Origin of the sequence: Pseudoflavonifractor sp. SW1122, assembly GCF_012027765.1 — a bacterium.
In the GTDB taxonomy this organism is placed as follows: Bacteria; Bacillota; Clostridia; order Oscillospirales; family Oscillospiraceae; genus Enterenecus; species Enterenecus faecium.
In genome coordinates this window covers 1-23,980 of the sequence record NZ_SJOS01000038.1, presented here as the reverse complement: position 1 = coordinate 23,980, position 23,980 = coordinate 1, and the positions used below count along the sequence as shown (strand labels likewise).

General features: G+C 55.3%; 19 protein-coding genes. 8 read left to right on the top strand and 11 right to left on the bottom strand.

The annotated features are described in order from the left end of the window. The 6 genes from E0L15_RS09065 to E0L15_RS09040 form a co-directional block, all read right to left on the bottom strand. Positions 1-706, bottom strand: a 706-nt coding sequence (locus E0L15_RS09065) for a cadherin-like beta sandwich domain-containing protein (protein WP_206020603.1), incomplete at its 3' end; no start/stop codon positions are given. A gap of 10 nt (positions 707-716) precedes the next feature. After that, positions 717-2,735: a cadherin-like beta sandwich domain-containing protein gene (locus E0L15_RS09060; RefSeq protein ID WP_168125334.1), complete on the bottom strand. Its 2,019-nt coding sequence runs from the start codon at positions 2,733-2,735 to the stop codon at positions 717-719. Between the two features lie 212 nt (positions 2,736-2,947). Beyond that, positions 2,948-3,373, bottom strand: a complete 426-nt coding sequence (locus E0L15_RS09055; protein ID WP_168125333.1) for a DUF3842 family protein — start codon at positions 3,371-3,373, stop codon at positions 2,948-2,950. A gap of 91 nt (positions 3,374-3,464) precedes the next feature. After that, positions 3,465-4,106, bottom strand: a complete 642-nt coding sequence (locus E0L15_RS09050; RefSeq protein ID WP_168125332.1) for a hypothetical protein — start codon at positions 4,104-4,106, stop codon at positions 3,465-3,467. Between the two features lie 6 nt (positions 4,107-4,112). After that, positions 4,113-6,965 carry a hypothetical protein gene (locus E0L15_RS09045; RefSeq protein WP_168125331.1) on the bottom strand — a complete coding sequence of 951 codons (2,853 nt, stop codon included), beginning with the start codon at positions 6,963-6,965 and terminating at the stop codon, positions 4,113-4,115. Beyond that, entirely contained in the window at positions 6,962-10,102 is a 3,141-nt protein-coding gene (locus E0L15_RS09040) for a hypothetical protein (RefSeq protein WP_168125330.1), read from the bottom strand. Before E0L15_RS09040 ends, E0L15_RS09045 begins: the two co-directional genes overlap by 4 nt. Before the next feature lie 738 nt (positions 10,103-10,840). Here E0L15_RS09040 and E0L15_RS09035 point away from each other — a divergent pair. From E0L15_RS09035 to E0L15_RS09010, 6 genes are read left to right on the top strand one after another with little or no spacing between them, the layout of a single operon-like run. After that, complete coding sequence (locus E0L15_RS09035) at positions 10,841-11,665, top strand: purine-nucleoside phosphorylase (protein WP_168125329.1); 825 nt, start codon at positions 10,841-10,843, stop codon at positions 11,663-11,665. 10 nt (positions 11,666-11,675) lie between these two features. Continuing rightward, positions 11,676-12,977, top strand: coding sequence for an amidohydrolase (locus tag E0L15_RS09030; protein ID WP_168125328.1), 1,302 nt, complete (start codon positions 11,676-11,678; stop codon positions 12,975-12,977). A gap of 30 nt (positions 12,978-13,007) precedes the next feature. Beyond that, positions 13,008-14,663: a polysaccharide biosynthesis protein gene (locus tag E0L15_RS09025; RefSeq protein WP_168125327.1), complete on the top strand. Its 1,656-nt coding sequence runs from the start codon at positions 13,008-13,010 to the stop codon at positions 14,661-14,663. 55 nt (positions 14,664-14,718) lie between these two features. After that, positions 14,719-15,510 carry a nucleoside triphosphate pyrophosphohydrolase gene (gene mazG / locus E0L15_RS09020; RefSeq protein WP_087234417.1) on the top strand — a complete coding sequence of 264 codons (792 nt, stop codon included), beginning with the start codon at positions 14,719-14,721 and terminating at the stop codon, positions 15,508-15,510. A gap of 30 nt (positions 15,511-15,540) precedes the next feature. After that, a complete protein-coding gene (locus E0L15_RS09015) occupies positions 15,541-15,816 on the top strand; it encodes an HU family DNA-binding protein (RefSeq protein WP_087234414.1) in 276 nt (91 codons plus the stop codon). A 22-nt stretch (positions 15,817-15,838) separates the two neighbouring features. Then, the gene (locus E0L15_RS09010; protein ID WP_087234412.1) at positions 15,839-16,078 is read left to right on the top strand and encodes an RNA-binding S4 domain-containing protein; all 240 of its coding nucleotides are present in this window, start codon (positions 15,839-15,841) and stop codon (positions 16,076-16,078) included. Positions 16,079-16,769: 691 nt separating this feature from the next. On the opposite strand, the gene E0L15_RS09005 is transcribed toward E0L15_RS09010, so the two are convergent. Further along, positions 16,770-18,596, bottom strand: coding sequence for an ABC transporter ATP-binding protein (locus E0L15_RS09005; RefSeq protein ID WP_243155452.1), 1,827 nt, complete (start codon positions 18,594-18,596; stop codon positions 16,770-16,772). A gap of 80 nt (positions 18,597-18,676) precedes the next feature. Next, the gene (locus tag E0L15_RS09000; RefSeq protein ID WP_168125326.1) at positions 18,677-20,416 is read right to left on the bottom strand and encodes an ABC transporter ATP-binding protein; all 1,740 of its coding nucleotides are present in this window, start codon (positions 20,414-20,416) and stop codon (positions 18,677-18,679) included. A 216-nt stretch (positions 20,417-20,632) separates the two neighbouring features. Here E0L15_RS09000 and E0L15_RS08995 point away from each other — a divergent pair, with 216 nt between their 5' ends. Then, positions 20,633-21,523, top strand: a complete 891-nt coding sequence (locus E0L15_RS08995; RefSeq protein WP_168125325.1) for a LysR family transcriptional regulator — start codon at positions 20,633-20,635, stop codon at positions 21,521-21,523. A gap of 135 nt (positions 21,524-21,658) precedes the next feature. On the opposite strand, the gene E0L15_RS08990 is transcribed toward E0L15_RS08995, so the two are convergent. Next, a complete protein-coding gene (locus E0L15_RS08990) occupies positions 21,659-21,805 on the bottom strand; it encodes a TraY domain-containing protein (protein ID WP_087234513.1) in 147 nt (48 codons plus the stop codon). Between the two features lie 100 nt (positions 21,806-21,905). Between E0L15_RS08990 and E0L15_RS08985 the strand changes: the two genes are divergently transcribed. Next, positions 21,906-22,154: a hypothetical protein gene (locus E0L15_RS08985; RefSeq protein WP_168125324.1), complete on the top strand. Its 249-nt coding sequence runs from the start codon at positions 21,906-21,908 to the stop codon at positions 22,152-22,154. Between the two features lie 4 nt (positions 22,155-22,158). Here E0L15_RS08985 and E0L15_RS08980 read toward each other — a convergent pair whose 3' ends face one another. Both E0L15_RS08980 and E0L15_RS08975 read right to left on the bottom strand, forming a co-directional pair. Continuing rightward, positions 22,159-23,076 carry a SufD family Fe-S cluster assembly protein gene (locus E0L15_RS08980; RefSeq protein WP_087234509.1) on the bottom strand — a complete coding sequence of 306 codons (918 nt, stop codon included), beginning with the start codon at positions 23,074-23,076 and terminating at the stop codon, positions 22,159-22,161. Further along, complete coding sequence (locus E0L15_RS08975; RefSeq protein ID WP_168125323.1) at positions 23,073-23,810, bottom strand: ATP-binding cassette domain-containing protein; 738 nt, start codon at positions 23,808-23,810, stop codon at positions 23,073-23,075. The genes E0L15_RS08980 and E0L15_RS08975 overlap by 4 nt, the downstream gene beginning before the upstream one ends. Positions 23,811-23,980: the final 170 nt, after the last annotated feature.

Here is a 23,980-nt window from a genome sequence, read left to right as displayed (position 1 = left end):
CCCGGTTGACGGTGATGGTGTAGGTCTTTTTGCTGCCGTTCTCGGCGGTGACCTGGACGGTCACGGTGTTGTTGCCCACACTCAGTCCGGTGTTGCCCCACACCGCCACCTTGGCCTTTCCATCGGCAGCCTTGGCGGACACTGCCACGCTGGTGGTGGAGTTGGACACCGAGGCGCTGTAGCTGGTGGTGCCGGCGGAGAAGCCGGGGGACAGGGTGCCGGGGCTGATGGACAGGGAGCTGAGGTTGTTGTTCCCCGAGGCGGTGTAGGGGGCGTTGATGGTGACCGTAGACCAACCAGGGGTGATATTCATGGGGTCGCCATTTCCATCCACAATGGAGTTTTCATAGTTGTTGATGGTAGTCTTACCCGCTTTCAGCGCCTTGAAGGTCATAGAGAAGCTAATGTTACCCGTTCCAGCATTCTCTTTATCCATGACAATCACATTGCCGCTGGGGTATCCGTAGCCTAAATCACCGGAAACATATTGCAGATAGCTGGAGTCATAGTTCACCTTCACCGTGGCAATGGCCACAGCTCCGGTCACCCTCACATTGACGGTAAACGTTTGCCCCACAGTAACCGTAGGATCCGAAAAAGTCACGGTGCAGGACTGCGCCGCATGGCCCTGCGGGGTGGTGAGGCTCAGAACCAGAGTCAGAGCCATGACCAGGGCAATCCACTTACTTGCGAAGAATTTTTTCATTGATTCTCTCCTATTGAGTAATTAGAGATGTTCCCAACACATGGTTGCGAACTTTCACACGGTCGGTGTTGTTCACCTGTCCGTCCTTGTTCACATCGGCAGCCACAGCCAACGCTCCAGACAATTTACTGGTACCCAACACATGGTTACGGATTTTCACACGGTCTGAATTATCAATTTTTCCATCCCCGTTGGCATCTCCATAGATGACTACCGTCCACTTGGCGTACTGGGTGCCGTCGTTGCGGTAGATGGTCACGGTATCCCCGGTGCCCACCACGGCGGAGTCCTGCTTGGTGGAGCCGCTGGCCGTCTTCACCTGGGCATAGCCCCCCACGATGTTCAGGTTCTTCACAAAGTCGGAGCTCTTGGTGCCCAGAGTGATGCCGGAGACCTGGTTGGACCCGCTGACGTTATACTTGGGCTTGACGGAGAAGGTGGGCGAGCCGCCGGAATCGGAGCTGCCCTCCCGGGCAATGGTAAGGGTAAAGGTGCGCTGGCTGCCGTTTTGGGCAGTGACCGTCACCTTCACGGTGTTGGCCCCCACCTTCAGCTGCACCGTCCCGGCGCCGCTGACCTTGGCGGTGGACGCCTTGGGGGTGGCGGTGATGGAGACGGAGGAGACGGAGTTGGGCACCACTACACTATAAGAGGTGGTGTCGTTGTCAAAGCCCGGGGTAAGGGCGTAGTTGCCCACCTTCAAGGTGCTCAGGCGGTTGTCCGGGGAGCCGTCCCCGGTGGGCTGAGCACAGGGGCTGCTGGGCATATTGTCATACACGGGGATGGAGAACACCAGGGGGGACTGGCGCAGCTCCTCGCTGTACCCCCCGGCCAGACTCAGACCCTCGGAGGCCGCGCCCCACACACTGGTCATATACCGATGGGTAAAGGGGTTGTCCCCCTGGGCGTTGAACCGCTTTAAGTACATGGTGTCCTGTCCGGCGGTGACGTAGCCGTTGGCGTAGAACTGGGCTCCGCCGCTGATGGCCCGCACCCGGCTGTTCCAGGGCCGCCCATAGCTGGTGCCCGTGCCGCTGGAGCCTCCCTTGGCATAAATGAGGCCGTTTTTCACCGCAGTGTTGCCGCCTCCGGCCACCGCGCCGATGTTGTAGAAGTTAAAATATCCCTCAAAGCCGGGGGCCTTGCCGGAAATGCTGTCGCTGAGCCCCTTGGTGCCCTGCTCCTGGATGATCATGGCGGCCAGCACGTAGGGGTTGACCCCCACCTTCTTGCCTGCATCATAGATCACCTGGGGGTAATAAATTCGCTTGCCGTCGGTGTCGGTGACGGTGGCATCCAGGAAGGTGCCGGACACCAGCCGCTCCACTCCCGCCACACTCTGCACCTGGGCGTCATAGCTCTGGAGGAGGAACTGGAAGATGCTGTTCTGGGTCAGGAAGTTCCGGGGGTCCATGTAGTAGGCCACGATCTCCCGGGAGGCGGCCACCCAGCCGCCGGTGTCAAATTCCGTCCACGTTCCCGTATCCCAGTTGTAGGCCTTGGGGTCGGTGGACTTCCAGCTGGACTTGGAGGAGGACTGCACCAGACTGTTGCCGATTTTGGACTCCTGGTCCACGGCGTAGTTCCAGTCAAAGCCGTTGTGGTCGGCCTTAAACACCCACTCGGGGTACATGGCGTGGAGCACCTTCAACCCGCTCCAGTAGGACTCGGGGAAGCCCTGCTGTTTGAGGTAGGCCTCAAACTCCTTGTCATCCACACCGCCGTCCATGAGCTTGATATAGGTGCTGATGACGTATCCGGTGCCGCCGTTGTAGTCAATGGCGTACCAGGTGGCGCCGTCTGAGGCCTTTTTCTCCCCGGTGATGGTGACGGTGGTGCCGTCGTAAATGAGGCCCAGCCGGGTGTACGAGGTTCCCGCTCCCGCACGCACGCTCAGGCCCACCTCGGTGCCAGTGACCACGCCGTAGCGCACGCCTCCGGCATACACCGCCACAAAGGCGGACAGAACCACCATGCAGGCAAAAAACACCGCCGCCAGCCCTGCCAGCGTCCGTGTTTTCTTCTCCATTCTTCTTCCACTTTGTAACATTCGTCTCTCCTTATTCTCTTCCACACCGGGCTGCTTTTTGACAAAGACCGCCCAGTTCTTCCATATAATGCCATATTTCAGGGTGCAATGCACCCGTTACTAAATACTCGACAAATATTTTATAAGATGAGGCCTGCCTTGTCAACCAAGGCAGGCCTCATCCGTCCAAAATCGTCAAATTGTGGTATGGTTTACTCTTGCAGCTCGGCGGCAATCAGGTCCACACAGTCGTCCAAATAGCGGCGCAGGGGCTGCTCGCCCCCCATGGCGATGCGGATGCCGCAGCGGTTGGCGGGGATGAGCACCTTGATGGCGGAGCTGTCCCCCACCGCCTGGGCCATGCGGGGGGAGATCTCCCCCATCAGGCCGTTGGCCATGAGGATGGCCACAGACCCCACCACGAAGTCCGCCTTCCCCACATTGAAGATCACCGCATTCTCCCCGGTGGCGCCGTCCTCGGCTCCCCCCTTGAGCATGGCCTCGGTGGCGGCGGAGTTGGTGCCCACCGCCCGCACGTGTACCTGGGGCAGCCGCTCTCTCAGCCGAGCCACCAGGGCCTTGCCCATGCCGCCGCCGTGGCCGTCCACCACCACCACCAGGGGTCTTGTGTCCCGCATGTCGTCTCCTCCTTGTGGATTTCTTTTGCCGTTTATCATAACACAGACAAAAATCAATGGCAACTTCGTGCTTCCAATCCGTTGTTGATATTTACGGTGTCATCACTCCTTCTGGAACGGCCCCCAGCAGGAGAAAACTCTCATACATCGTCTCCAAATATTTTCTTCTAAATTTATTTCCACGCACGGTAAGCATGACCACACTTACAACTCCAACCACAGTATAAACACACCATATCCCTGGCGCTATCCCTGCATGGACACACAGGCACAACCAAACTACCATGACCGAAGCCACGCTACTGCGACACAGGCCGTAAAAGCCCTGCATCAGGCGCAGCCTTTGGCAATCCGCGCGTTGCAGCACACAATACTGTACTCTTCGCCATAACAGCTTTTCTTCCCTCTGATCTTTTGGAATGTACTCAGTCAGTCCTAATTCCTCGGCTTTTTTCATTACCATATCTTCATATTCCGTGCGCATTTCCCTTTCACTATTCTGAAAACCAGAGAGTTTTTCCAACGGTTTCGTGACTTGAGATAGTACGTGCCCCACCAGATAGCTGAGCACTACCAGATACAGCGTAAGACCAATGCTCCCATCAGGCACAAAAGCAGTCCATAGAGCCACGAAAGGAACCCCTGCCCAATTTGCCACCAATACCACTACTGCGCCTGGAATGAACATGCTCAAGAAATCAATCACTGTAAACTGTCGATACATATGTTCCACAGACTCTCACCCCTCTTCTGGATTGAAATCCGGATACGGTTGAAGACATTCACGAATCAATTTCAGCTCTCGTAATAGCACCTGGGGCTTTTTTGCTTTTCGCACAAAACTACTTCCCATGCCAAACTCTCTAATTTGATCAATCCACTTTAGTACATCCTGGCGGCTATATCCTTCATTGGTGAGCATATAATAAATATAGGAAAATTCATTCTCTACCATTGTATGAAATACCACAGGATCATCGGAATTTATAGACACAGATAAGTGGTTTACTTCCTCACCTCGTTCCAGCCACCGATTGTTGAGCTGTAAAATTGGGTGGTGCAGTACGCCCTTTATTGCTCCAATAGACGCATTAGACGTGGGATTGACCTCTACTGTGATTCCTCTTTGGCCTATTTTCTCTTTAATTCCCTTCTGAAGTGCCTCCATAAGTGGAACCTCATTTTCTGTTACCTGGACAAAAATTGGCTTTCGATATTTTTCCTGGTAAAGTGGGCAAAAATGGGTCATCAACAGTCTCTCCTCACTCCATACCATGTTGTGACAGTGGTTTTGAAGAGGGCACGCACCTCCTGTACCTCCACACTGCAAACATTTCTGGCATACCTGAACATCTTCCACCACCCCTTCCACATCTAGCAAATGGAATTTTCTCTGATATACCTTCCATAGGAGATATGGGGTGATTCCCGAAGAAGTAGGGTATAGACTCTCCACCTGCTTCATAATTTTTAATTCTAAATCATGGGGAACCGGTAACACACCCCCTTGAAACTTGACACCCCAAATCCATAATAGATCCTCCAGATACTCCATACGCGGCACAGCTACTACCCCATGCTGCACCTGCCATTCCTGAGGATCTACCTGAAGGGCGATTCCATGACCAATACGATCTCCCGCTTTGAACCCGAAATGCTCCAGCACTTCATCCACCACACGAAGACCGGAAAGAAGATGTCGAAAATCCTCCCCCACGTGATAAGTCAACCCTAACGATGGAATCGTGCTTTTGGTATACCATTGGATAGGCACTGTATTTCCCTTTCTCCTGGCATAAGTGAATACCGGAGCATATACCCACGGCTCAATTCCCATTTCCTCAGAAGCTGCATCCAATCCCACAACGTACTCCCCCAAATAGGGAGTCTCTCGCACCATCTCACTGAGTGTATCGCAAAATACCATGTACTGTCGGCGTAGCGTTTCTACATAATAGGGACTTGTAGCCTTGCGCATTGTAGGGTCCATCCCGCACACTAATCCAAAAATATTCCGCATAAACTCAGGTTTTGTGAAATGATAGATAATTCCTGGGGTAGGTATGGATACTTCACCGCTATCTCCCAATCTCTTTAACGTCTGATCCACGGATTCCTCATCCCGAGTATAGGATTGAGCTGTACGTTTCAAGAATTGAAGATATCCATCCACAATCTGTAGTAATTGTCGGGAAATTGCACTGCGCATCAATTTTTTGCGCACTGTAAATTGGTCTAAGATATGTCCTTGAGGCCCCGGCGGCGTAATTTTAAACTCATATTTTTGTAAATAGGGCAACCGACTCTGACTTCTAAAAATTGCATAACTCCCTTCCCGGTTTAGCCCTTCCTCATTTCCTCTGCGCAGCGCCCATACCGAACCAGTTGATCTGCGATAATACCCCGAAAATTGACGTAGCCCATGCACATCTTCTGCCTGTGTTCTTGTGGAGAAAAATGTGTTTTTAATGCGAATATATTGGAGCAATGCACGCCTCAGGGTCGGTTTGTCTTTTTTGCGAGCCAGAGCCAGAGTCTGGCGAAACAATAGAATATCACAAGAGGTGTTGAGGTACCTATATCCCCTGTAGACGCTACGAGCCAGTAGGTCAAACTCCCATTTATCTTCCTGAATATCCATCATTTCATGCAGCGCCTGTGTGCAATGTTCATATTGCTCCAAATATGCCTCCGCACTCTCCTCCAATCTCTCCCCTGAATACCCACTGTATAGCACCTGGCAGATTAACATTTGGGGATCGTCAACTTTTTCAAGATTCAGAAGTCTCTCACAGTAGGGAAGAAAGTCCTCATGTTCGCTCCCTTGCATGGCATAACTTGCCAAAAACAACCTGAGAAGTCCACCCGTCAGCACCAAGCTCAAGGATTTGAGATTGCTCTGGCGCGCTTTCGCCTCATACCGCAGCTGAGTGACATCACTGACCAGGGTCCACAGCATTTGATAGTTTAGAGATGCATAGAAATGGGTGTGCGTCTCTGCCATTCCTTTCTCCAGGCATCGATTGAGCACGATATCCGCAAGGCGCAGGTCATCGGTAAGGTTACTCAAGCTTACCTCATCTTGCAACCCCGCATGTTCAAAATAGGCTGCAATCCAAAGATCTGGCGTGGACAACCTCACCAGCATATTCCACAACTCCGCCTTGTGCAATCCTGCGTAGGGATGAAACAAATCCAGCCGGTCCGGGTTGATCCAGGTGCGCAGGGACATGCGCCCATCCCGCAGGGTAACAAAGCTATCGGAAATGTCTAAAATCCTCTGGATATATAATGAATCGGCATTGTTGCTTTCTGCGCACCCCAGCATGTCCGTGTCTCCATAGAAGAACTCCAACAGTTGCTGTACCTCATCCATGTTTTCCGGTTTTCCCTCTGAACACACTTGGTCCATCAGCTTTTTCCGGCAATTACGATAGGCGCCGTAGAGCTGGTGCTCCGTCCCCTCTTGATCAATAAATTTGCGATACATCTGAGCTTTCGCTAGCAATAAATCCTCCTTGCCGAATCTGACATCACGAAACGGGAGAAGCAAAACTCGACAAATCAAGCTCAGGCGCTGATTGGCTGTCATGGTGTCACCTCAAAACTTGAGCGCAATTCCGCCGTATACTTGGCTCGAATTTCTAGCATAAAGCCTCGAAGCACGGAATATTCCTGCAGTTTGATAGCCTGTAAAAAATCATGGTACACTGTAGCGGCTACTACCCCTCCCCGGGTCTTATCCCCCTCCTGGCCCAAATGCAGCTCATCGTACCTAGCAGCATTGGCCAGAATAAATCGGGCGCTGAAGTAATAAGGAAGCATCGTCCCTATTGTCTTGAGCTTGACAAGGAATGATCGCACCCCTTTCATTTGGCCGGCTGAAACCGTTAGCTTCATTTGATCTGCAAAATCGTGAATCAGAGAGCGGTAATAAGCCCCCACAATTTCACTTCCTTTTTGGCGATTGGCCACTCGATACGTCATATTACACTGGAGAAGAAAACGCAATGCGTTAGTAGAGTCTATAGAAATTGTCTGGTTATTTCTCCTGCGTACATGATTCAAATCTCCTTGCACTGAAACCTGAATCCCATTTGATTTATCATATTCTTCTTTTGTTTGATACTTCTGCTCCAACTCTCGAATTATAGCTCTCCCCATGGGTTCCGCCTCCGGAAACGCTTCACACAGACTGGATGCCAGCATGTGTACATCACTTACCTGACTTTTTTTCAGGGTCATTCCCATGTGCAGATTTACCATATCCCGAGAGCACTCTCGCACCAACTGCTCCACCTGATTGCACACAACCTGTGCTAAGCTCACGATAGAATTGTCTTCCCACAGATCATTGCTGTCCGCCATATTATGCGTAAACATGCTTATATATGTTGAGCTTTCATCTTTCAGCACTTCATCACACAAATTCTTCCACGAGCAGCTTTTGGCAGCAGTTCCTGTCTTCTTTTGTACAGGCAGGACCGTCTCTGTATGGAACCGCTGTAATTGACGCAGATGCAATTCAGACCAGTCTAGTATATTCCATCCCAAAACGAATTCCTGTGTATACATTTCCATCACTTTTATTTGGTCATGTAATCCTGGTAACACGGACACGTCTTGGAAAAATAGCTGTAAGATACCAAAGAACTTCTCATCTATCAATTGGATACCGCTCTGGGTAAGATAGAGCATCGTACAGAGAGAACGTACCCATTCTGGATTATTATTACAAGTACGGTAGAGATTTCTCTCTTCCTGTCCCTCCGCATCTATCAGCTCCATAAAATACGGATGAGTGCTAATATAAGAGAAGTATGCCTCCACTTGTCTTCCATCTGTAGCAGACAATTGTTCAAATTGCATTTCCTCTAATAATTCTCCATACAAATCCATAGCACGTTCCATATCTTGCACGACAGGGAAAAGCGTCAGCCCATCCTCTGATGCTGCACTTTCATTGAGAAACGTCAGTAGTGAATTTAATCCACCATTCTGCGCTCCACCACCTGCAATCTCCGGCTTCAACATGCAGGTCACAAGATGCTCCACAAAAAACAGCATGGAAAAGAGTACAGATATTTTTTGTCTTAGCTCAATTTTTTTCTCTTTTAGGCAATCGTCATAGCGAATCCAATATGTATCCTGACTCATTCCAGCTCGACTAGGTGCTAATTCGCGTCCCACGCTTTCCAGTATTTCATGCAAGCACTCCCTATACTTTTTGATCAGGTATCTGTAATCTACCACCAGATACCTGTCGCCATATTCATAACGGAACAGATATGACAGCCACCCTCCACACTCTTCCATGCTTCTGGTATGAGAGTTAATCAGTACTGACAGACAATGGCGCAGCGTATAGAATAGTGTGTGGACATAATCATCATCTCCAAGTTGTCCATTGCTGTACTGTTCCCTTAATACTCCCAACTGTTCACAGGTGTTGAGAATTCCCAAGCACGCATTTGTAATATATCTGCTCTTATTTCCAAACAACAGATAGTACTCTCTGGCCATATTCTTGTGGGCTTGATCCTCTCCTGCCTCTATTCTTTGCACAAAATTTCCATAATCTTTGTCCAGCCCACACTCTGCTATGCACCGAACCACAAACTCTCCCAAAGGGATAGACGCACGCCCATTCTCTGGATTCTCCAGTGGGTAACGGAATGTTAGTTTCTTATCGTAAGTATCAAAACGATTTAGTTCGTATCTACTAGATTGCGGAATTACTTTATTAAGGTACTCAATCGCCGATTCGCTGGCTCGATCCATACGATACGAATTTCTCCGCACCTCCTGTCGATAGCCTTGAATATCATTGCCTTGAATGAGAGATGTAAAATCAGATCCTACTACTTTTTCATACATGCGATAAGTCAAAACCTGATGTAAAGTCTTTTTTGCTGCTGTAAGCACAATGACCACATGCGGGCTTGAGAAGTATTTATAGGCCGACATCAGCAACTCCATGCTTCGTTCTGGAGCCAAATCAATGTCATCAAACATAATAAAAATCAGTGGTGATTGGCCTGGGTTCAATGCCTTCTGCACCTCTACCACCAGCCCCCAAAACTTGCGAAGGCGGTGCATCAACTGGTACTGTTCTTTAGAATGCTGAGCCTGCAACTTGAGCAAATCTTCGTACTCATAGCGATGCATTTCTCGAAAAATTCTACTACTTCCACTCTCACGCATCAAATTATCGTATTCTCTACGCAAAAAAGACTGTCTCGTACGCAACTCACACACACCAGTCCCATATGCCTGTTCTAGGCTTTGAGCTACTTTAGGATGCTCTTTCAGTTGTTTATCCAAAGCCTCAATTTCTCCTTGAAACATTGCTAACACCCAGGACAGCATGGTAGAGTTCTCGCTGATAATCTCTGGAGAAATAATGGGCAAAATAATGTCAGCCCCGGCACCATTGTATCTTTTCTGACGGTCTAACACAAGCTGTTGACGCAAAGATAGCAGTACAGAAGTCTTGCCACTACCTCTTCCGCCAAAAATCGCCATTATATTGTCATGCATTAGGTGAGATTGCTCCGTGTTTTCTGTTAAATCTCCATTGGCCTTATTCTGTCTTCTACGACGCATCTGCACCGCATGATACAACTGGTCATAGTCTGGAAGCGAAGATAGAATCTGCTCACGGTCTAATGGTTTAACTGCTATCTTTCGACTGGCACACAACAACAACGCACTGGCATCTTGCTTCATTTTACATTCCTCCCTGCACTTTTTTACTTTTTTTCCACAATTCTACATGAAAATTTGTTGCAATATTTTCAAAAATATAATATAATGTGTCCGTTATAAGTTTGTCTAACAAATAGATTTTAACCATCATCATCACCATCATCGACTAAGTGTACAACTATGTAGCTACACACTAAGCAAGGGGAATATGTTATGACGTATAGTATCCGATCAAAACCGAATGGTTCTGCTCTATCCTTTCACATTGATGGTATGGCATCCTCTGGGCTAAAGTCTACCCATATCCGAATTGCATTGGCAGAGGCAAACAAAGCTGCAGAAGATGCTCAACGCCGCGCCTACCAGCAACGAGAAAACCTATACCGCGCTTTCCTTAGAGGATTGGATTAACATGCCTGAACAGGATATCTCTTCCAAAATTATAGCTTCATTTTGTTGGTTGCGCAATATCTTTCCACATCACGAACGATTTTTCAGCATGTTCTATACAATTTGCCGAATTATATGTCAATCGTTATTGTATCGTGGTATTCTCCCAAGTTTACTGTAAACATCCCTGTTTTCGGAACTGTCGTTTCGAATACGGGGATGTTTCTATTTTATTCTATGCTCTTGTTATCTGCTGTACCTGGAGCGAACACTCTCTGGCGGGCCTCAGGATTGATTTTCCTGGTTGAATGGTGTAAACTATCTTGTAATGCTCTCATATTTCCCAAGATTTTGTCAGGAGGGAAGCCTATGTCCCATCCGTATTCCCATTATCAGGAAAGCGCCGCCTATCTGAGGGCTCAGCTGGGGGAATTTATCCCCAAAGTGGCCCTGATTCTAGGCTCCGGCCTGGGGGATCTGGCCCAGGAGGTGGAGAACGCCGCGGCAGTTCCCTACGCCTCCATTCCCCACTTTCCCCGCTCCACTGCCCCCGGACATGTGGGGCAGTTGGTCTTTGGCACCTTGGCAGGCAAGCCCGTGGCGGTGATGCAGGGCCGGGTGCACCACTACGAGGGGTACTCCTATGAGGATGTGGCCTACGGGGTGCGGGTGCTGCGGCTGTTGGGGTGCGACACCCTGCTGGTGACCAACGCCGCCGGGTGCGTCCGTCCAGACTGGAACGCCGGGGACATCATGCTCCTCACCGACCAGATCAAGCTGGGCGGGGAGTCCCCGCTGCGGGGGGAGAACCTCCCGGAATTTGGGGTGCGCTTCCCCGATGCCTCCCATCTGTACACCCCCCGGCTCCAAGAGGTGGCCCGCCAGGTGGCACAGGAGCTGGGTACTCCCCTGCGGGAAGGGGTATACTATTACAGCTTCGGGCCCCAGTATGAGACCCCCGCCGAGATTCGGGCCATCCGGGCCCTGGGCGGGGATGCGGTGGGCATGTCCACCGCCCCCGAGGTCATCGTGGCCGCCCACTGTGGCATGGAGGTGCTGGGCTTCTCGCTGCTGTCCAACATGGCCGCCGGGATGCTCCCCAAGCCCTTGAGCGAAGAGGAAGTGCTGGAGGCGGGCAAAGCCGCCCGGCACCGATTTGTGCCCCTGGTCCTGGGCTGCCTGGCCCAGTTATAAGGAGGAACCTATGTCCGTACTATTTACCAATGTCACCGCCGTCCTCATGGACGAGGCGGGGACCATTCTCAAAAACGGCTATGTCCAGGTGGAGGGCACCTCCATCACCTATGTGGGCACGGACCGCCCCCAGGGCGACGTTGACCGGGTGGTGAACTGCTCGGGCAAGGTGATGATGCCCGGCCTGGTGAACGCCCACACCCACCTGCCCATGACCCTCATGCGGGGGTACGGCGGAGGCTGTGACTTGCAGACCTGGCTCCACGACTACATCTTCCCCGCGGAGGGCAAGCTGGACCCCCGGGCAGTGTCCGCCGGGGCAGGGCTGGGCCTGGCGGAGATGATCGCCTCCGGCGTCACCTGCGTGGCAGATATGTACATGTTCACCTCCACCATCGCCCAGGAGATTTTGAAGGCCGGCATCAGCGCCAACCTGTCCTGTGGCGGGGTGTATTTTGGCGACCCGGCCGACTTTAACCCCGACACCTGCGGGGACTGCGTGGCCCAGCGGGCCCTCACCGAGGAGTTCCACGGGGCAGGGGACGGGCAAATCCTCCTAGACGCCTCCATCCACGGAGAGTACACCTCCTCCGCCCCCCTGTGGCAGTGGATGGCCCAGTTCGCCCACGACCACAACCAGCGCATGCACGTGCATGTGTCAGAGACCAAAAGTGAGCACCAGGCCAGCTTAGACCGCCACGGCCTCACCCCCATCCAGACGCTGAACCAGTACGGGGTGTGGGACAACGGCGGCATTGCCGCCCACTGTGTGTACACCACCCCGGAGGACTGGGCCATTATGGCGGAACAAGGGGTGTCCTGCGTCCACAATCCCTACTCCAACTTGAAGCTGGGTTCGGGCATTGCCCCCATCCCTGATATGCTCCAGGCCGGGGTGAATGTGGCTCTGGGCACCGACGGCATGTCCTCCCACAACAGCGCCGACCTGTTTGCCGACATGAAGCTGGCGGCGCTGCTGCCCAGCGGGGTGCGCTGCACCCCCGGGGTGATCACCCCCCGGCAGGCCCTGGAGATGGCCACGGTGGCAGGTGCCCGAGCGCTGGGCCGTCCCACGGGCCAGATTGCCGTGGGCAAGGTGGCGGACCTCATCCTGCTGGACTTCACCGCCCCCAACCTCACCCCCTGCCATGACGTGGTGGAAAACCTGGTGTTTGCCGCCCACGGCTCCAATGTGGTGATGAATATGGCCCGGGGCAACATCATATATGAAAACGGTACCTTCCACACGCTGGATGTGGAGCGGATTCAGGCCGAGGTCCGGGACTATGCCCTCCCCCTCCTCTTCCACTGACCCTGGACTTCTTGGTGAAAGGTTGAGATCATGTCAAATCCCACTTCCAAAAACAAAAATAATACCTTCTTTGGCGGCGCCGCCATTCTGGCCGCCGGTATTGTCATTGTCAAGCTCATTGGAGCGCTGTACAAGATTCCCCTGGGCAACATCCTGGGGGAGGCGGGGTTCTCCGACTTCAACACCGCCTACTACATCTACTCCCTGCTCATCACCGTCTCCACCGGCGGTCTGCCGGTGGCCCTGTCCAAGATGATCTCGGAGGCCCACGCTCTGGGCCGTCACAATCAGGTGCAAAAGACCTTCCGGGTGGCCTTCCTCACCTTCCTGGCCCTGGGCACCATCAGCTTCTGTCTGATGTTCTTCTTCCCCCAGCAGTTGGCAAACCTGATGAACAACTCCCGGAGCTGGTACTCCATCCGGGCCCTGGCCCCCGCCATTTTCTTCCTGTGCCCCCTGTCTGCCATGCGGGGCTACTTCCAGGGCCACTCCATCATGACTCCCACGGCCGTGTCCCAGATCATCGAGGCCCTGAGCAAGCTGGTCATCGGCCTGACTTTGGCCTATTTTCTGCTCAAGTCCTCGGATAACGAGTCCGTGGCCGCCGCTGGCGCCATCTTCGGCGTGTCCGTGGGCTGCGCCCTGGGCATGCTGTACACCGCCTTCTGCTTCCGCTCCCACCATGGGAGCACCCCGGTGGGGCAGGACAAACCGGAGTCCTCCAAGAAGATTTTCCGCACCCTGCTCCAGCTGGCCATTCCCATCACCCTGGGCTCCTCGGTGATTGGTCTGGTGAACCTCATTGACACCAGCATGATCTATGGGCGGCTCCAGGACGGAGCCGGTTTTACCGAGCTGGAGGCCCGCTCCCTCAAGGGCGTGTTTGACCAGGCGGCCACCCTGTACAACCTGCCCTCCTCCTTCATGGTGCCCCTCACCGCCTCCATCATCCCCGCCGTGTCGGCGGCTCAGGCGGTAAAGAACCGGAAGCTGGGGGCCCAGATCAGCGAGACCGCCCTGCGCACCACCGCCCTGCTGGCCATTCCCGCCGGCGTGGGTCTGTGCGTGCTCAGTGAGCCCATCATGCGGCTGCTCTACCCCACCACCGACGTGGAACTGGGCGGCTGGATGCTGTCCGTGCTGGGCATCGCCGTCATCTTCGTGTGCTTTATGCTGGTGTGCAACGCCATCATGCAGGCCCACCGCCTGGTGACCATTCCCATGGTCACCACCGTCATTGGGTGCCTGTTCAAGCTGCCCATCAACTACGTTCTGGTGGGAAACCGTGACATCAACATCCACGGCGCTCCGGTGAGCACCCTGGTGTGCTTTGCCATCATCGCCGTGCTGGACCTCATCATCATCAAGCGCACCCTGCCCCGCTCCCTGAGCCTGACCCGAGCCTTCGGCAAGCCCCTGGTGTCCGCGGTCGTCATGGGTCTGGCAGTGTGGGCCTGCTATGGTCTGTCCTCCTCCGTCCTGGGTGGCATGTCCGCCTTCCAGACCGCCGCCAAAACCCTGAGCAACTCGGGCAACGCCATTTGCACCCTCTTCTCCGTGGGTGTGGGCGGCCTGGTGTACCTGGCGCTGGTGGTGCTGCTCCGGGCCATCTCTCCCCAGGACTTGAAGTTTATGCCCAAGGGCGACAAGATTGGCCCCCTGCTGCGCATCACCCCCGCCGAATAACTTCCCCGGCAAAAAGGTTCCATTTTGAAATAATTCTTGCATTGTAGGTGATAGTATGGTAGATTTTTCTCTCAAGGACAAGTACAACGTCCAAGATCTCGTTGACATTGTAAAGGTACTGCGGGCTCCCGGCGGCTGCCAGTGGGACGCCCAGCAGACCCATGAGTCCATCCGCCGCAACTTCCTGGAGGAGGCCTACGAAGTGGCCGAGGCCATTGACCAGCAGTCCACCGAGCACCTCCAGGAGGAGCTAGGTGACGTGCTGCTCCAGGTGGTGTTCCACACCTCCATTGAGGAGGAGGAGGGCCGCTTCAACCTGGACGACGTGGCCAACGGCGTATGCCAGAAGCTCATCTTCCGCCACCCCCACGTGTTTGGGGATGTGACCGTCTCCTCCACCGGGGAGATTTTGGCCAACTGGGAGGAGCTGAAGAAGAAGGAGAAGGGCCAGGCCACCCAGGCCGACGCCGTGGACGCCGTGGCCCGCTCCCTGCCCGCTCTGTGGCGGGCGGAGAAGGTGCAGAAGAAGGCCGCCAAGGTGGGCTTCGACTGGGACAGCGTGGACGGCGCGGTGGACAAGCTCTCCGAGGAACTGGGCGAGGTGAAAGAGGCCATCGCTGGCCACGGAGACCCCGCCGAGGAGCTGGGGGACCTGCTCTTTGCCGCCGTGAATGTGGCCCGCTTTTTGAAGGTGGACCCGGAGGACGCCCTCCAGGCCGCCTGTGACAAATTTGCCGCCCGGTTCCGCCGGGTGGAGGAGGCCGTCACCGCCCAGGGCAAGCAGATGGAGGACATGAGCCTCACCGAGCTGGACGACATCTGGAACGCCATCAAGCACCAGCCTTGAATTGTAGACCATTAGGAGGAACAAACGACCATGAACAAAGCTGATCTCATCAACGCCGCCGCTGAAAAGGCTGGGCTGTCCAAGAAGGACACCGAGGCCGCCCTCAACGCCGCCCTGGAGGCCATTACCCAGGCCCTGGCCCAGGAGGAGAAGGTGCAGCTGGTGGGGTTTGGCTCCTTTGAGGTGAAGAGCCGTGCCGCCCGCATTGGCCGCAACCCCCACACCAAGGAGCAGATCAACATCCCCGCATCCAAGACCCCTGTGTTCAAGCCCGGCAAGGCGCTGAAGGACAGCATCGGAGCATAAGGAGAAACATAGGAGGATTTCTATGAGACTTGACAAGTGGTTGAAGGTGTCCCGGCTCATCAAGCGGCGCACCGTGGCCAATGAGGCCTGTGACAACGGCCGCATCACCGTGGGGGGCCGGGTGGTAAAGGCCTCCTACGAGGTGAAGGTGGGGGACATCCTGGAGATGAAATTCGGCGAGAAGGCCATCCGGGTGGAAGTGCTGTCCACCGCCGACATTGTGGGCAAGGCGGATGCCAGCGCCATGTATCAACAACTATAAAAGGCAAAAAACGTGGGAGTACCCTGAGGTGCTCCCACGTTTTTGCATTTCTTATATGTCCTGCCTTGATGAACTAACTCTTTCTTTTTTGTCTTGTACAGGCTTCCAGCCTGGTGGGGACGCTTCCCGCTGGGGGTTTCTTTTGAGCGGGCAAAAGAAACCAAAACCCGCTTAGGGCGTTCCCCCCTAAGGACCTCCCTGGGGTACGAGGTTGGAACTGCGTCAAGCTGGTGTTCGGCCCGTCACCCTTGCTGTGGCCCCTGTCACTGCCACTACACCAGGCCACCTTTGGCAGCTGGCCCTACAGCCGGGCGGTTTCCACCTCCGGGCCTACCCTGACCAAGCGGCGTTCCCGCCGCCGGGAGCCAGGCCACCGACAGCTGGGAACAGCGGTGCACCAGGGTGAGGCCCTGGCAGTAGAAGTAGTATTTGTCAGAGAAGTCGGTGCTTTCTGTGGAATTTCCACGCCATCTATGTGACCCCACCGGGCCAAGGGCCGAAACAAGGAGGACGCAGGGGCTCCCAGTACCGCGGGGTGGATTCCACAAGGCGGGGGAAGGCCCCGCCTTTGGCGGTCTTTGGTGACTTTCTGGCGGCAGAAAGTTACCCCAGCGGAGCGTCCCCGGCGGGGACACTGGTTTCTGCCAAGAAAATCGGAGAAGAACCATCCACCACAGCGAAGTCCTGAGAATCAGGCAGACTCTTCTGCCAGATTCCCGGTATACAGCTGATAATACTTGCCCTTCTTTTCAATCAGCTCGTCATGGGTGCCCCGCTCGATGATACGGCCCTGCTCCATAACCATGATGCAGTCGGCGTTGCGCACGGTGGACAGGCGGTGGGCAATGACAAAGGTGGTGCGCCCGGTCATCAGAGCGTCCATGCCGTCTTGCACCAGCCGCTCGGTACGGGTATCGATGGAAGAGGTGGCCTCGTCCAGAATGAGCACGGGCGGATCGGCCACAGCAGCCCGGGCGATGGCCAGCAGCTGCCGCTGACCCTGGCTTAGGTTGGCCCCGTCTCCGGTGAGCATGGTGTCATACCCGTCAGGCAGGCGGCGGATGAAGCCGTCGGCGTTGGCCAGCCGGGCGGCGGCCATGCACTCCTCGTCGCTGGCCTCCATGTTACCGTATCGGATGTTCTCCATCACCGTGCCGGTGAACAGGTGGGTGTCCTGAAGCACAATGCCCAGGGAGCGGCGCAGGTCCGCCTTCTTGATCTTGTTGATGTTGATGCCGTCGTAGCGAATTTTGCCGTCGGCAATGTCATAAAAGCGGTTGATGAGGTTGGTAATGGTGGTCTTGCCTGCACCCGTGGCGCCCACAAAGGCGATCTTCTGTCCCGGTTTGGCCCACAGGCTGATGTCGTGGAGCACCATTTTGTCCGGGGTGTAGCCGAAGTCCACGTGGTCCAGCACCACGCTGCCCTCCAGCTTGGTGTAGGTGACGGTGCCGTCGGCCTTGTGGGGGTGACGCCAGGCCCACACGTTGGTGCGGTGGTCGGCCTCGGAGAACTGGCCGTTGGCGTCCTCCTTGGCGTTCACCAGCTCCACATAGCCCTGGTCGGCCTCGGGCTCCTGGTCCATGAGGTCAAAGACACGGGCAGCGCCAGCGGCGGCGGTGACCACGAAGTTCACCTGCATGCTCACCTGGCTGATGGGCTGGGTAAAGCTCTTGTTCAGGCCCACGAAGGTGATGACGGTACCCAGGGTCACTCCGCCCATGCCGTTGATGGCCAGCAGAGCGCCCACAATGGCCACCAGAGCGTAGCTGAGCCAGCCGATGTTGTTGTTGATGGGCATGAGCAGGTTGGCGTAACGGTTGGCCTTGTTGGCGCTCTCCCGCAAGGCCTGGTTGACACGGCGGAAGTCCTCCATGGCCGCCTCCTCGTGGCAGAACACCTTGACCACCTTCTGGCCGTCCAGCATCTCCTCAATGAAGCCGTCCACAATACCCAGATCCCGCTGCTGCTCCACGTAGTGCTTGCCGGAGAGCTTGGAGAAGGTGGCGGTGACCCACAGCATCACCAGGGCAGTGAGTACCGAGATGATGGTGAGGGAAGGACAGATGATGATCATGGTGATGAGGGTGGCCACCATGGTGATGATGGAGTTGATGCCCTGGGGAATGCTCTGGCTGAGCAGCTGGCGCAGGGTGTCCACGTCGTTGGTGTACACCGACATGATGTCCCCGTGGGGGTGGGTGTCAAAGTACTGGATGGGCAGGGACTCCATCTTGGAAAACAAGTCGTTGCGCAGGTGGCGCATGGTGCCCTGGCTGACGTTGACCATGATGCGGTTGTAGCCGAAGGAGGCCGCAATGCCCACCACCATGATGATGGCCAGTTTGATGATCTCCCCGGCCAGGCCGCTGAAATCCGGATTCACGCTGCAGATCAGGGGCACGATGTAGTCGTCCACCAAGGTCTGGGGGAAGGTGGCGGCCAATACAGTGGCCACCGCCGAGATCAGAATACACACAATGACCAGGGCAAACATGGGTCCGTAGTAGTGGAGCATATAGCCCAAAATCCGGTTCAGGACCCCCATGGCGCCCCCATTGCGTTTGGTTTGATTCTTCACAATGAGACCTCCTTGTGTTATGCGGGCTGGTCGAAGTCGCCGCCGCCCTTGACCTGGGAGTCGTAGATCTCCCGGTAGATGGCGTTGCTCTCCAGCAGATGTTCATGGGTGTCAAAGGCATCCACCCGGCCGTTGTCCAGCACCAGAATCCGGTCGGCGTGCTCCACGCTGGATACCCGCTGGGCAATGATGATCTTGGTGGTGCCGGGGATTTGCTTGGCCATGGCGGTGCGGATGCGGGCGTCGGTGGCGGTGTCCACGGCGGAGGTGGAGTCGTCCAGAATCAAAATCTTGGGCTTTTTCAGAAGGGCCCGGGCGATACACAGACGCTGCTTCTGGCCGCCGGACACATTGGAGCCGCCCCGGTGGATGTAGGTGTGGTAGCCCTCGGGGAGGCGGTCAATGAACTCGTCGGCACAGGCCGCCTGACAGGCCGCCACGCACTCTTCTTCGGTGGCATCCGGGTTACCCCAGCGCAGGTTTTCCAGAATAGTGCCGGAGAAGAGGGTGTTCTTTTGCAGCACCACGGAGACCTGGTTGCGCAGGGCCTCCATGTCATAGCGGCGCACGTCCAGGCCGCCCACCTTCACGGTGCCCTGGGACACATCGTACAGCCGACAGATGAGGTTGACCAGGCTGCTCTTGCCTGAGCCAGTGCCGCCGATGACGCCGATGGTCTCCCCGGACCGGATGTGCAGGTCGATGTGGGACAGGGCGTTCTTGTCGCTGCCCCGCTTGTAGGAGAAGGACACATCGTCAAAGTCGATGCTGCCGTCCGCCACGTCCATGACGGGCTGCTCTGGCTCGGTCAGGTCGGGGGTCTCAGAGAGCACTTCCCCGATCCGTCGGACGCTGGCCATGGACATGCTGATCATCACCACCACCATGGACAGCATCATCAGGCTCATAAGCAGGGACATGATGTAGCTGAACAGGCTGGTGAGGTCGCCAGTGGTCATATCCCCGGCCACGATGAACTGCGCGCCCAGCCAAGAGGCGGAGAGGATGCAGAAGTACACCGCCAGCATCATAGCGGGGTTATTGAAGGCCAGCAGGCCCTCAGCCTTGACAAACATCTTATACAGGTTGCCGGAGGCCTTGGAGAACTTGCGATTCTCGTAGCTCTCCCGCACGAAGGCCTTCACCACACGGATGGCGGAGATGTTCTCCTGGACGCTGGCGTTGAGGTCGTCGTACTTCTGGAACACCCGGTTGAAGATGTTCAGGGTCACCACCATGATGGCACCCAGCACTACCACCAGGAACACCACCGCAAAGAGGAACATCTGGCTGGTGGCGGGACTGATGAACAGGCACATGGCGAAGCTGAACACAAACAGCATGGGGGCCCGCACCGCCACACGAATCACCATCATAAAAGCGTTTTGCACGTTGGTGATGTCGGTGGTCATGCGGGTGACCAGTCCGGGGACGCTGAACTTGTCGATGTTGGAAAAGGAAAAGGTTTGAATGCGCGTATAGATGGCCTCCCGGAGATTGGCGGACAGGCCGGAGGATGCACTGGCGGCGTACTTACCGGCCAGGGCGCCAAACAGCAAGCTCACCAGGGCCAACACCACCATGATGGCACCGTAACGGTACACCACCGGCAGATTGGCCTTCTCCAGCCCCTCATCAATGAGCCGTGCCGTGATGAAGGGCAGGAGGATCTCCATCAAAACCTCCAGCGCAGTCAGGCCAATACACAGGAAGGTATCCTTGCGGTACTGCCTGAGCTGTTGCAGAACTTTTTTCACGTGATTTGCCTCCTTTGGGGGACGACGGAATCTCCCGTCCCAGGTGGCTGGTTCGCCATAAAACATCAATCAACCTGGGATATTCCGTCTAAAATGTTTCGTATTTTCCTTATGCCCCTTTATTATATACCACACATCCCCCTTGTAAGGGAAATTCAAATCTGTTATCATCTATAAAAGACTTTTATTGTTGTATAGATTAGGAGGGAATCTCTCATGAACACCACGCAGCTGGAGTGCTTTTTGGCGGTGGCCGACTATCTCAACTTCTCCCGGGCGGCTCAGCACCTGCGCCTGACCCAGCCCGCTGTCAGCCACCAGGTAAAGACCCTGGAGGACGAGCTGGGGGTGGCACTGTTCCAGCGCACCAGCAAAAAGGTGCGCCTGACCCAGGAGGGGCACATGTTCTTGCAGTATGCGGGGAAGATTCTCCAGCTGTCCAACATCTCCCGGATGCGGGTGAAGGGCTGCTATGAGGCCCGGCCCATGCGCTTAGGGTTGGGGTGCCGCAGCACAGCGGACCTGCGGCTGCTGCGCCCGGCTCTGGAGCGGCTGCGCCAGGAGGAGGAGCGGATTTTGCCCATGATTCGCCTGATTCCCCTCAGCGCCCTGGACAATCTGCTCACCGAAGGGGATATTCAGGTGCTGTTCACCTTCCAGGAGACCGCCCCGCAAAATAGTGTCTATCGGGAGCTGCTGCGCAGTCCGGTGGTGTTTGTCTGCCGGGAGGACCATCCCCTGGCCCAGTGCGAGACGGTGACGGTGGAGCAGCTGAAAGAGGGTGGCCTCATTGCCGCCTGTCGGCCTCCGCTGTGTCCCCCGTCGGTGTTTGCCCTGCAAGGGCAGATCGTCACCTCCAAGCCCCCGGAGGAAGTCATTTTCTGCGAGAGCCAGGAGGTGCTCTTCACCCTGGTGGAGACGGGGTACGCCTTCTCCATCATGGCCGACTTCCCCCAGCTGCGCGCCCCGCAGCTGCGCTATATTCCCGTAGAGGGGTGTGAGCCCCTCTCCTTCGGGGTGTCCTACCTGCGGGGCAATCGGGGGCAGACCCTGCGGCGGTTTCTCTCCGTTTTGGAGGAAAGCATTCAAATGAAGAACGAAGAATGAAAAATGAAGAATGCAAGCCCTGGGGTACAGCGCACCATATAGGCTCCCTTGTGTAAAGGGAGGCTTTTCGCAATTCCCATCAAGCACAAAAAACACCGTTGTAAAGGAAACTTCTCCTTCACAACGGTGTTTTTCTTATTTTTCCAACTGTTTCAAATGGGCTTTACAGATGAGATTGATGTACTGGGACAGGGAGCGGTCACAGTCCTCCGCCAGCACCTTCAGCTTTTCCACCACATCCTCATCCAGGGTGATGCTCACCTTTTGTTTTAATGGCTTCATACGATTACCTCATATCCTTTTCCGCTAGTATAGCATTCTATGCGATATTAGGTTGATTATTCCTTCTTAATAGTATAAAGTAGGATTAGAGGTGATTGACATGGAACTATACCAGGAATTGCTGCTAACTCTCCTACAACAGCAGCACATACAGGTGACCTTTCCTGATCTCAATATCAGCGCCCAGGATTTTGTGGAATGCCAATGCTATCAAGCCCTAAACGAAATCAAGACTGTCATACAGGATGACAGTCTTGACGATGGTGAATGTTTCGCAAAAATCGAAGAAATTATACAAATCTTCGAGAATATTGGAAGTACCGGTGGTTTACGCCACGATTTTGGATAATTCTTTACCGCAGGAATCCGTCCAGAATCTTCTGCTCGGCCTCTTCCTCGGTGAGACCCAGGGTCATGAGCTTCAACAGCTGATCTCCGGCGATCTTGCCGATGGCCGCCTCGTGGATGAGCTGGGCGTCGGTGTGGCCCGCCACAATGGCGGGAATAGAGCTGACCTTGGCGTGGTCCATAATGATGGAGTCACACTGCACGTGGCCGAAGCAGGGGGCATCCCCCTGCACCTGGGGATAGAACACCTGCACGGAGTTGTCCTGGGCCACAGACCGGGAGATCACCTGGGTGCGGGCCCCCTCCCCCTTCATGATGACCTCCATTTTGCTCTCGGCAAACTGGTCGCCGTGGGTGAGCAGACGCTCGGTGACCACTGCCTCGGCATTGGCCTCCATCTCCACCTTGGTGTAGCGGCGAGTGGAGTCCACGCCCCGAATCTGCACCGTCTCCAGCTGGATGGAGGCGCCCTCCTCCAGGTAGATGATGGTGTGGGGATTGAGAATGCGCTTTCCGGTGCCCTCGCCCTCGCCGTAGTGCTTCTCCACATAGCGCACCTTGGCATTCTTGCCCACGTAGAAGGTGTGGACGCCGTCGTGCTGGGCGGTCTCACAGCCGGAGTTGTGGATGCCGCAGCCAGCCACAATGCTCACATCGCTGTTCTCGCCGATGTGGAAGTCGTTGTACACCAGGTCGGTGAGACCGGTCTGGGTGACGATAACGGGGATGTGCACCGACTCGTTGACGGTGCCGGGGGCAATGTGAATATCGATGCCCGGCTTGTCCTCTTTGCTCTCAATGACAATGTTGGCGGAGTTGCTGCGCCCCTCCAACTGGCCATTCTTGCGGATGTTATACGCCCCCTGGGGCACACGCTCCAGGTCTGCGATCTCCCGGAGCAGATGGGTGTCGATGGAATTCATGCCTGGACTCCTCCCTTCACAAAGGCGCACCCGGATTGGGTGTTTTCCAGAATCTTGGGGAACATCTCCTCTTTGGCGCCCCGCTCCACCACCTCGCCGCCAGCGATCATAACGATCTCGTCGGCCAGGTTGATGATGCGCTCCTGGTGGGAGATGATGATGATGGTGGCCTGCCGCTTCTCGTGGATATAGCGGAAGGTCTCGGTGAGCTTGGCAAAGCTCCACAGGTCAATGCCCGCCTCCGGCTCGTCGAAAATCATCAGGGGAGACTTCCGGGCCAGAATGGTGGCGATCTCAATGCGCTTGACCTCGCCGCCGGACAGGGAGTTGTCCACCTCCCGGTCGATATAGTCGGCGGCACACAGTCCCACCTGAGTCAGCAGCTGGCAGCCCTCGGCGTGGGTGAGCTGGGCGTTGCCCGAGGCCAGGCTCAGCAGGTCCCACACCCGCAGGCCCTTGAAGCGGGGGGGCTGCTGGAAGCCGTAGCTGATGCCCCGGCGGGCCCGCTCGGTGATATTCAGATTGGTGATGTCCTCCCCGTTCCAGATGATCTGGCCGGAAGTGGGCTGGTTGAGACCCATGATGGTCTTGGCCAGGGTGGTCTTGCCGCCGCCGTTGGGGCCGGTGACCACCAGGAAGGTGCCGTCCTGGACGTTCAGGGACACATCCTTCAAAATCTCCTTCTGACTGCCCTCTCCCTCCACAGAGAAGGTCAGATGTTTCAGTTCCAACATAGTGCAAATCTCCCGTTTGAAGCCGTCCCCCGTGGGAGGGACGGCTTATAATTCATAGTTTTCTTATATGTTTTGCTAGTATATCATGATTATACCCATCTGTCAACCGTGGCAATCCCTGGATTGGGGCATAGAATGGGGTATTTAGGAGGTGTTTTCCCATGGATGAG

Coding starts and splice junctions, on each gene's coding strand:
- E0L15_RS09060 (WP_168125334.1), bottom strand. CDS start 2,735: ATGGAGAAGAAAACACGGACGCTGGCAGGGCTGGCGGCGGTGTTTTTT.
- E0L15_RS09055 (WP_168125333.1), bottom strand. CDS start 3,373: ATGCGGGACACAAGACCCCTGGTGGTGGTGGTGGACGGCCACGGCGGC.
- E0L15_RS09045 (WP_168125331.1), bottom strand. CDS start 6,965: ATGACAGCCAATCAGCGCCTGAGCTTGATTTGTCGAGTTTTGCTTCTC.
- E0L15_RS09040 (WP_168125330.1), bottom strand. CDS start 10,102: ATGAAGCAAGATGCCAGTGCGTTGTTGTTGTGTGCCAGTCGAAAGATA.
- E0L15_RS09035 (WP_168125329.1), top strand. CDS start 10,841: ATGTCCCATCCGTATTCCCATTATCAGGAAAGCGCCGCCTATCTGAGG.
- E0L15_RS09030 (WP_168125328.1), top strand. CDS start 11,676: ATGTCCGTACTATTTACCAATGTCACCGCCGTCCTCATGGACGAGGCG.
- E0L15_RS09025 (WP_168125327.1), top strand. CDS start 13,008: ATGTCAAATCCCACTTCCAAAAACAAAAATAATACCTTCTTTGGCGGC.
- mazG (WP_087234417.1), top strand. CDS start 14,719: ATGGTAGATTTTTCTCTCAAGGACAAGTACAACGTCCAAGATCTCGTT.
- E0L15_RS09015 (WP_087234414.1), top strand. CDS start 15,541: ATGAACAAAGCTGATCTCATCAACGCCGCCGCTGAAAAGGCTGGGCTG.
- E0L15_RS09010 (WP_087234412.1), top strand. CDS start 15,839: ATGAGACTTGACAAGTGGTTGAAGGTGTCCCGGCTCATCAAGCGGCGC.
- E0L15_RS09005 (WP_243155452.1), bottom strand. CDS start 18,596: ATGCTCCACTACTACGGACCCATGTTTGCCCTGGTCATTGTGTGTATT.
- E0L15_RS08995 (WP_168125325.1), top strand. CDS start 20,633: ATGAACACCACGCAGCTGGAGTGCTTTTTGGCGGTGGCCGACTATCTC.
- E0L15_RS08990 (WP_087234513.1), bottom strand. CDS start 21,805: ATGAAGCCATTAAAACAAAAGGTGAGCATCACCCTGGATGAGGATGTG.
- E0L15_RS08985 (WP_168125324.1), top strand. CDS start 21,906: ATGGAACTATACCAGGAATTGCTGCTAACTCTCCTACAACAGCAGCAC.
- E0L15_RS08980 (WP_087234509.1), bottom strand. CDS start 23,076: ATGAATTCCATCGACACCCATCTGCTCCGGGAGATCGCAGACCTGGAG.
- E0L15_RS08975 (WP_168125323.1), bottom strand. CDS start 23,810: ATGTTGGAACTGAAACATCTGACCTTCTCTGTGGAGGGAGAGGGCAGT.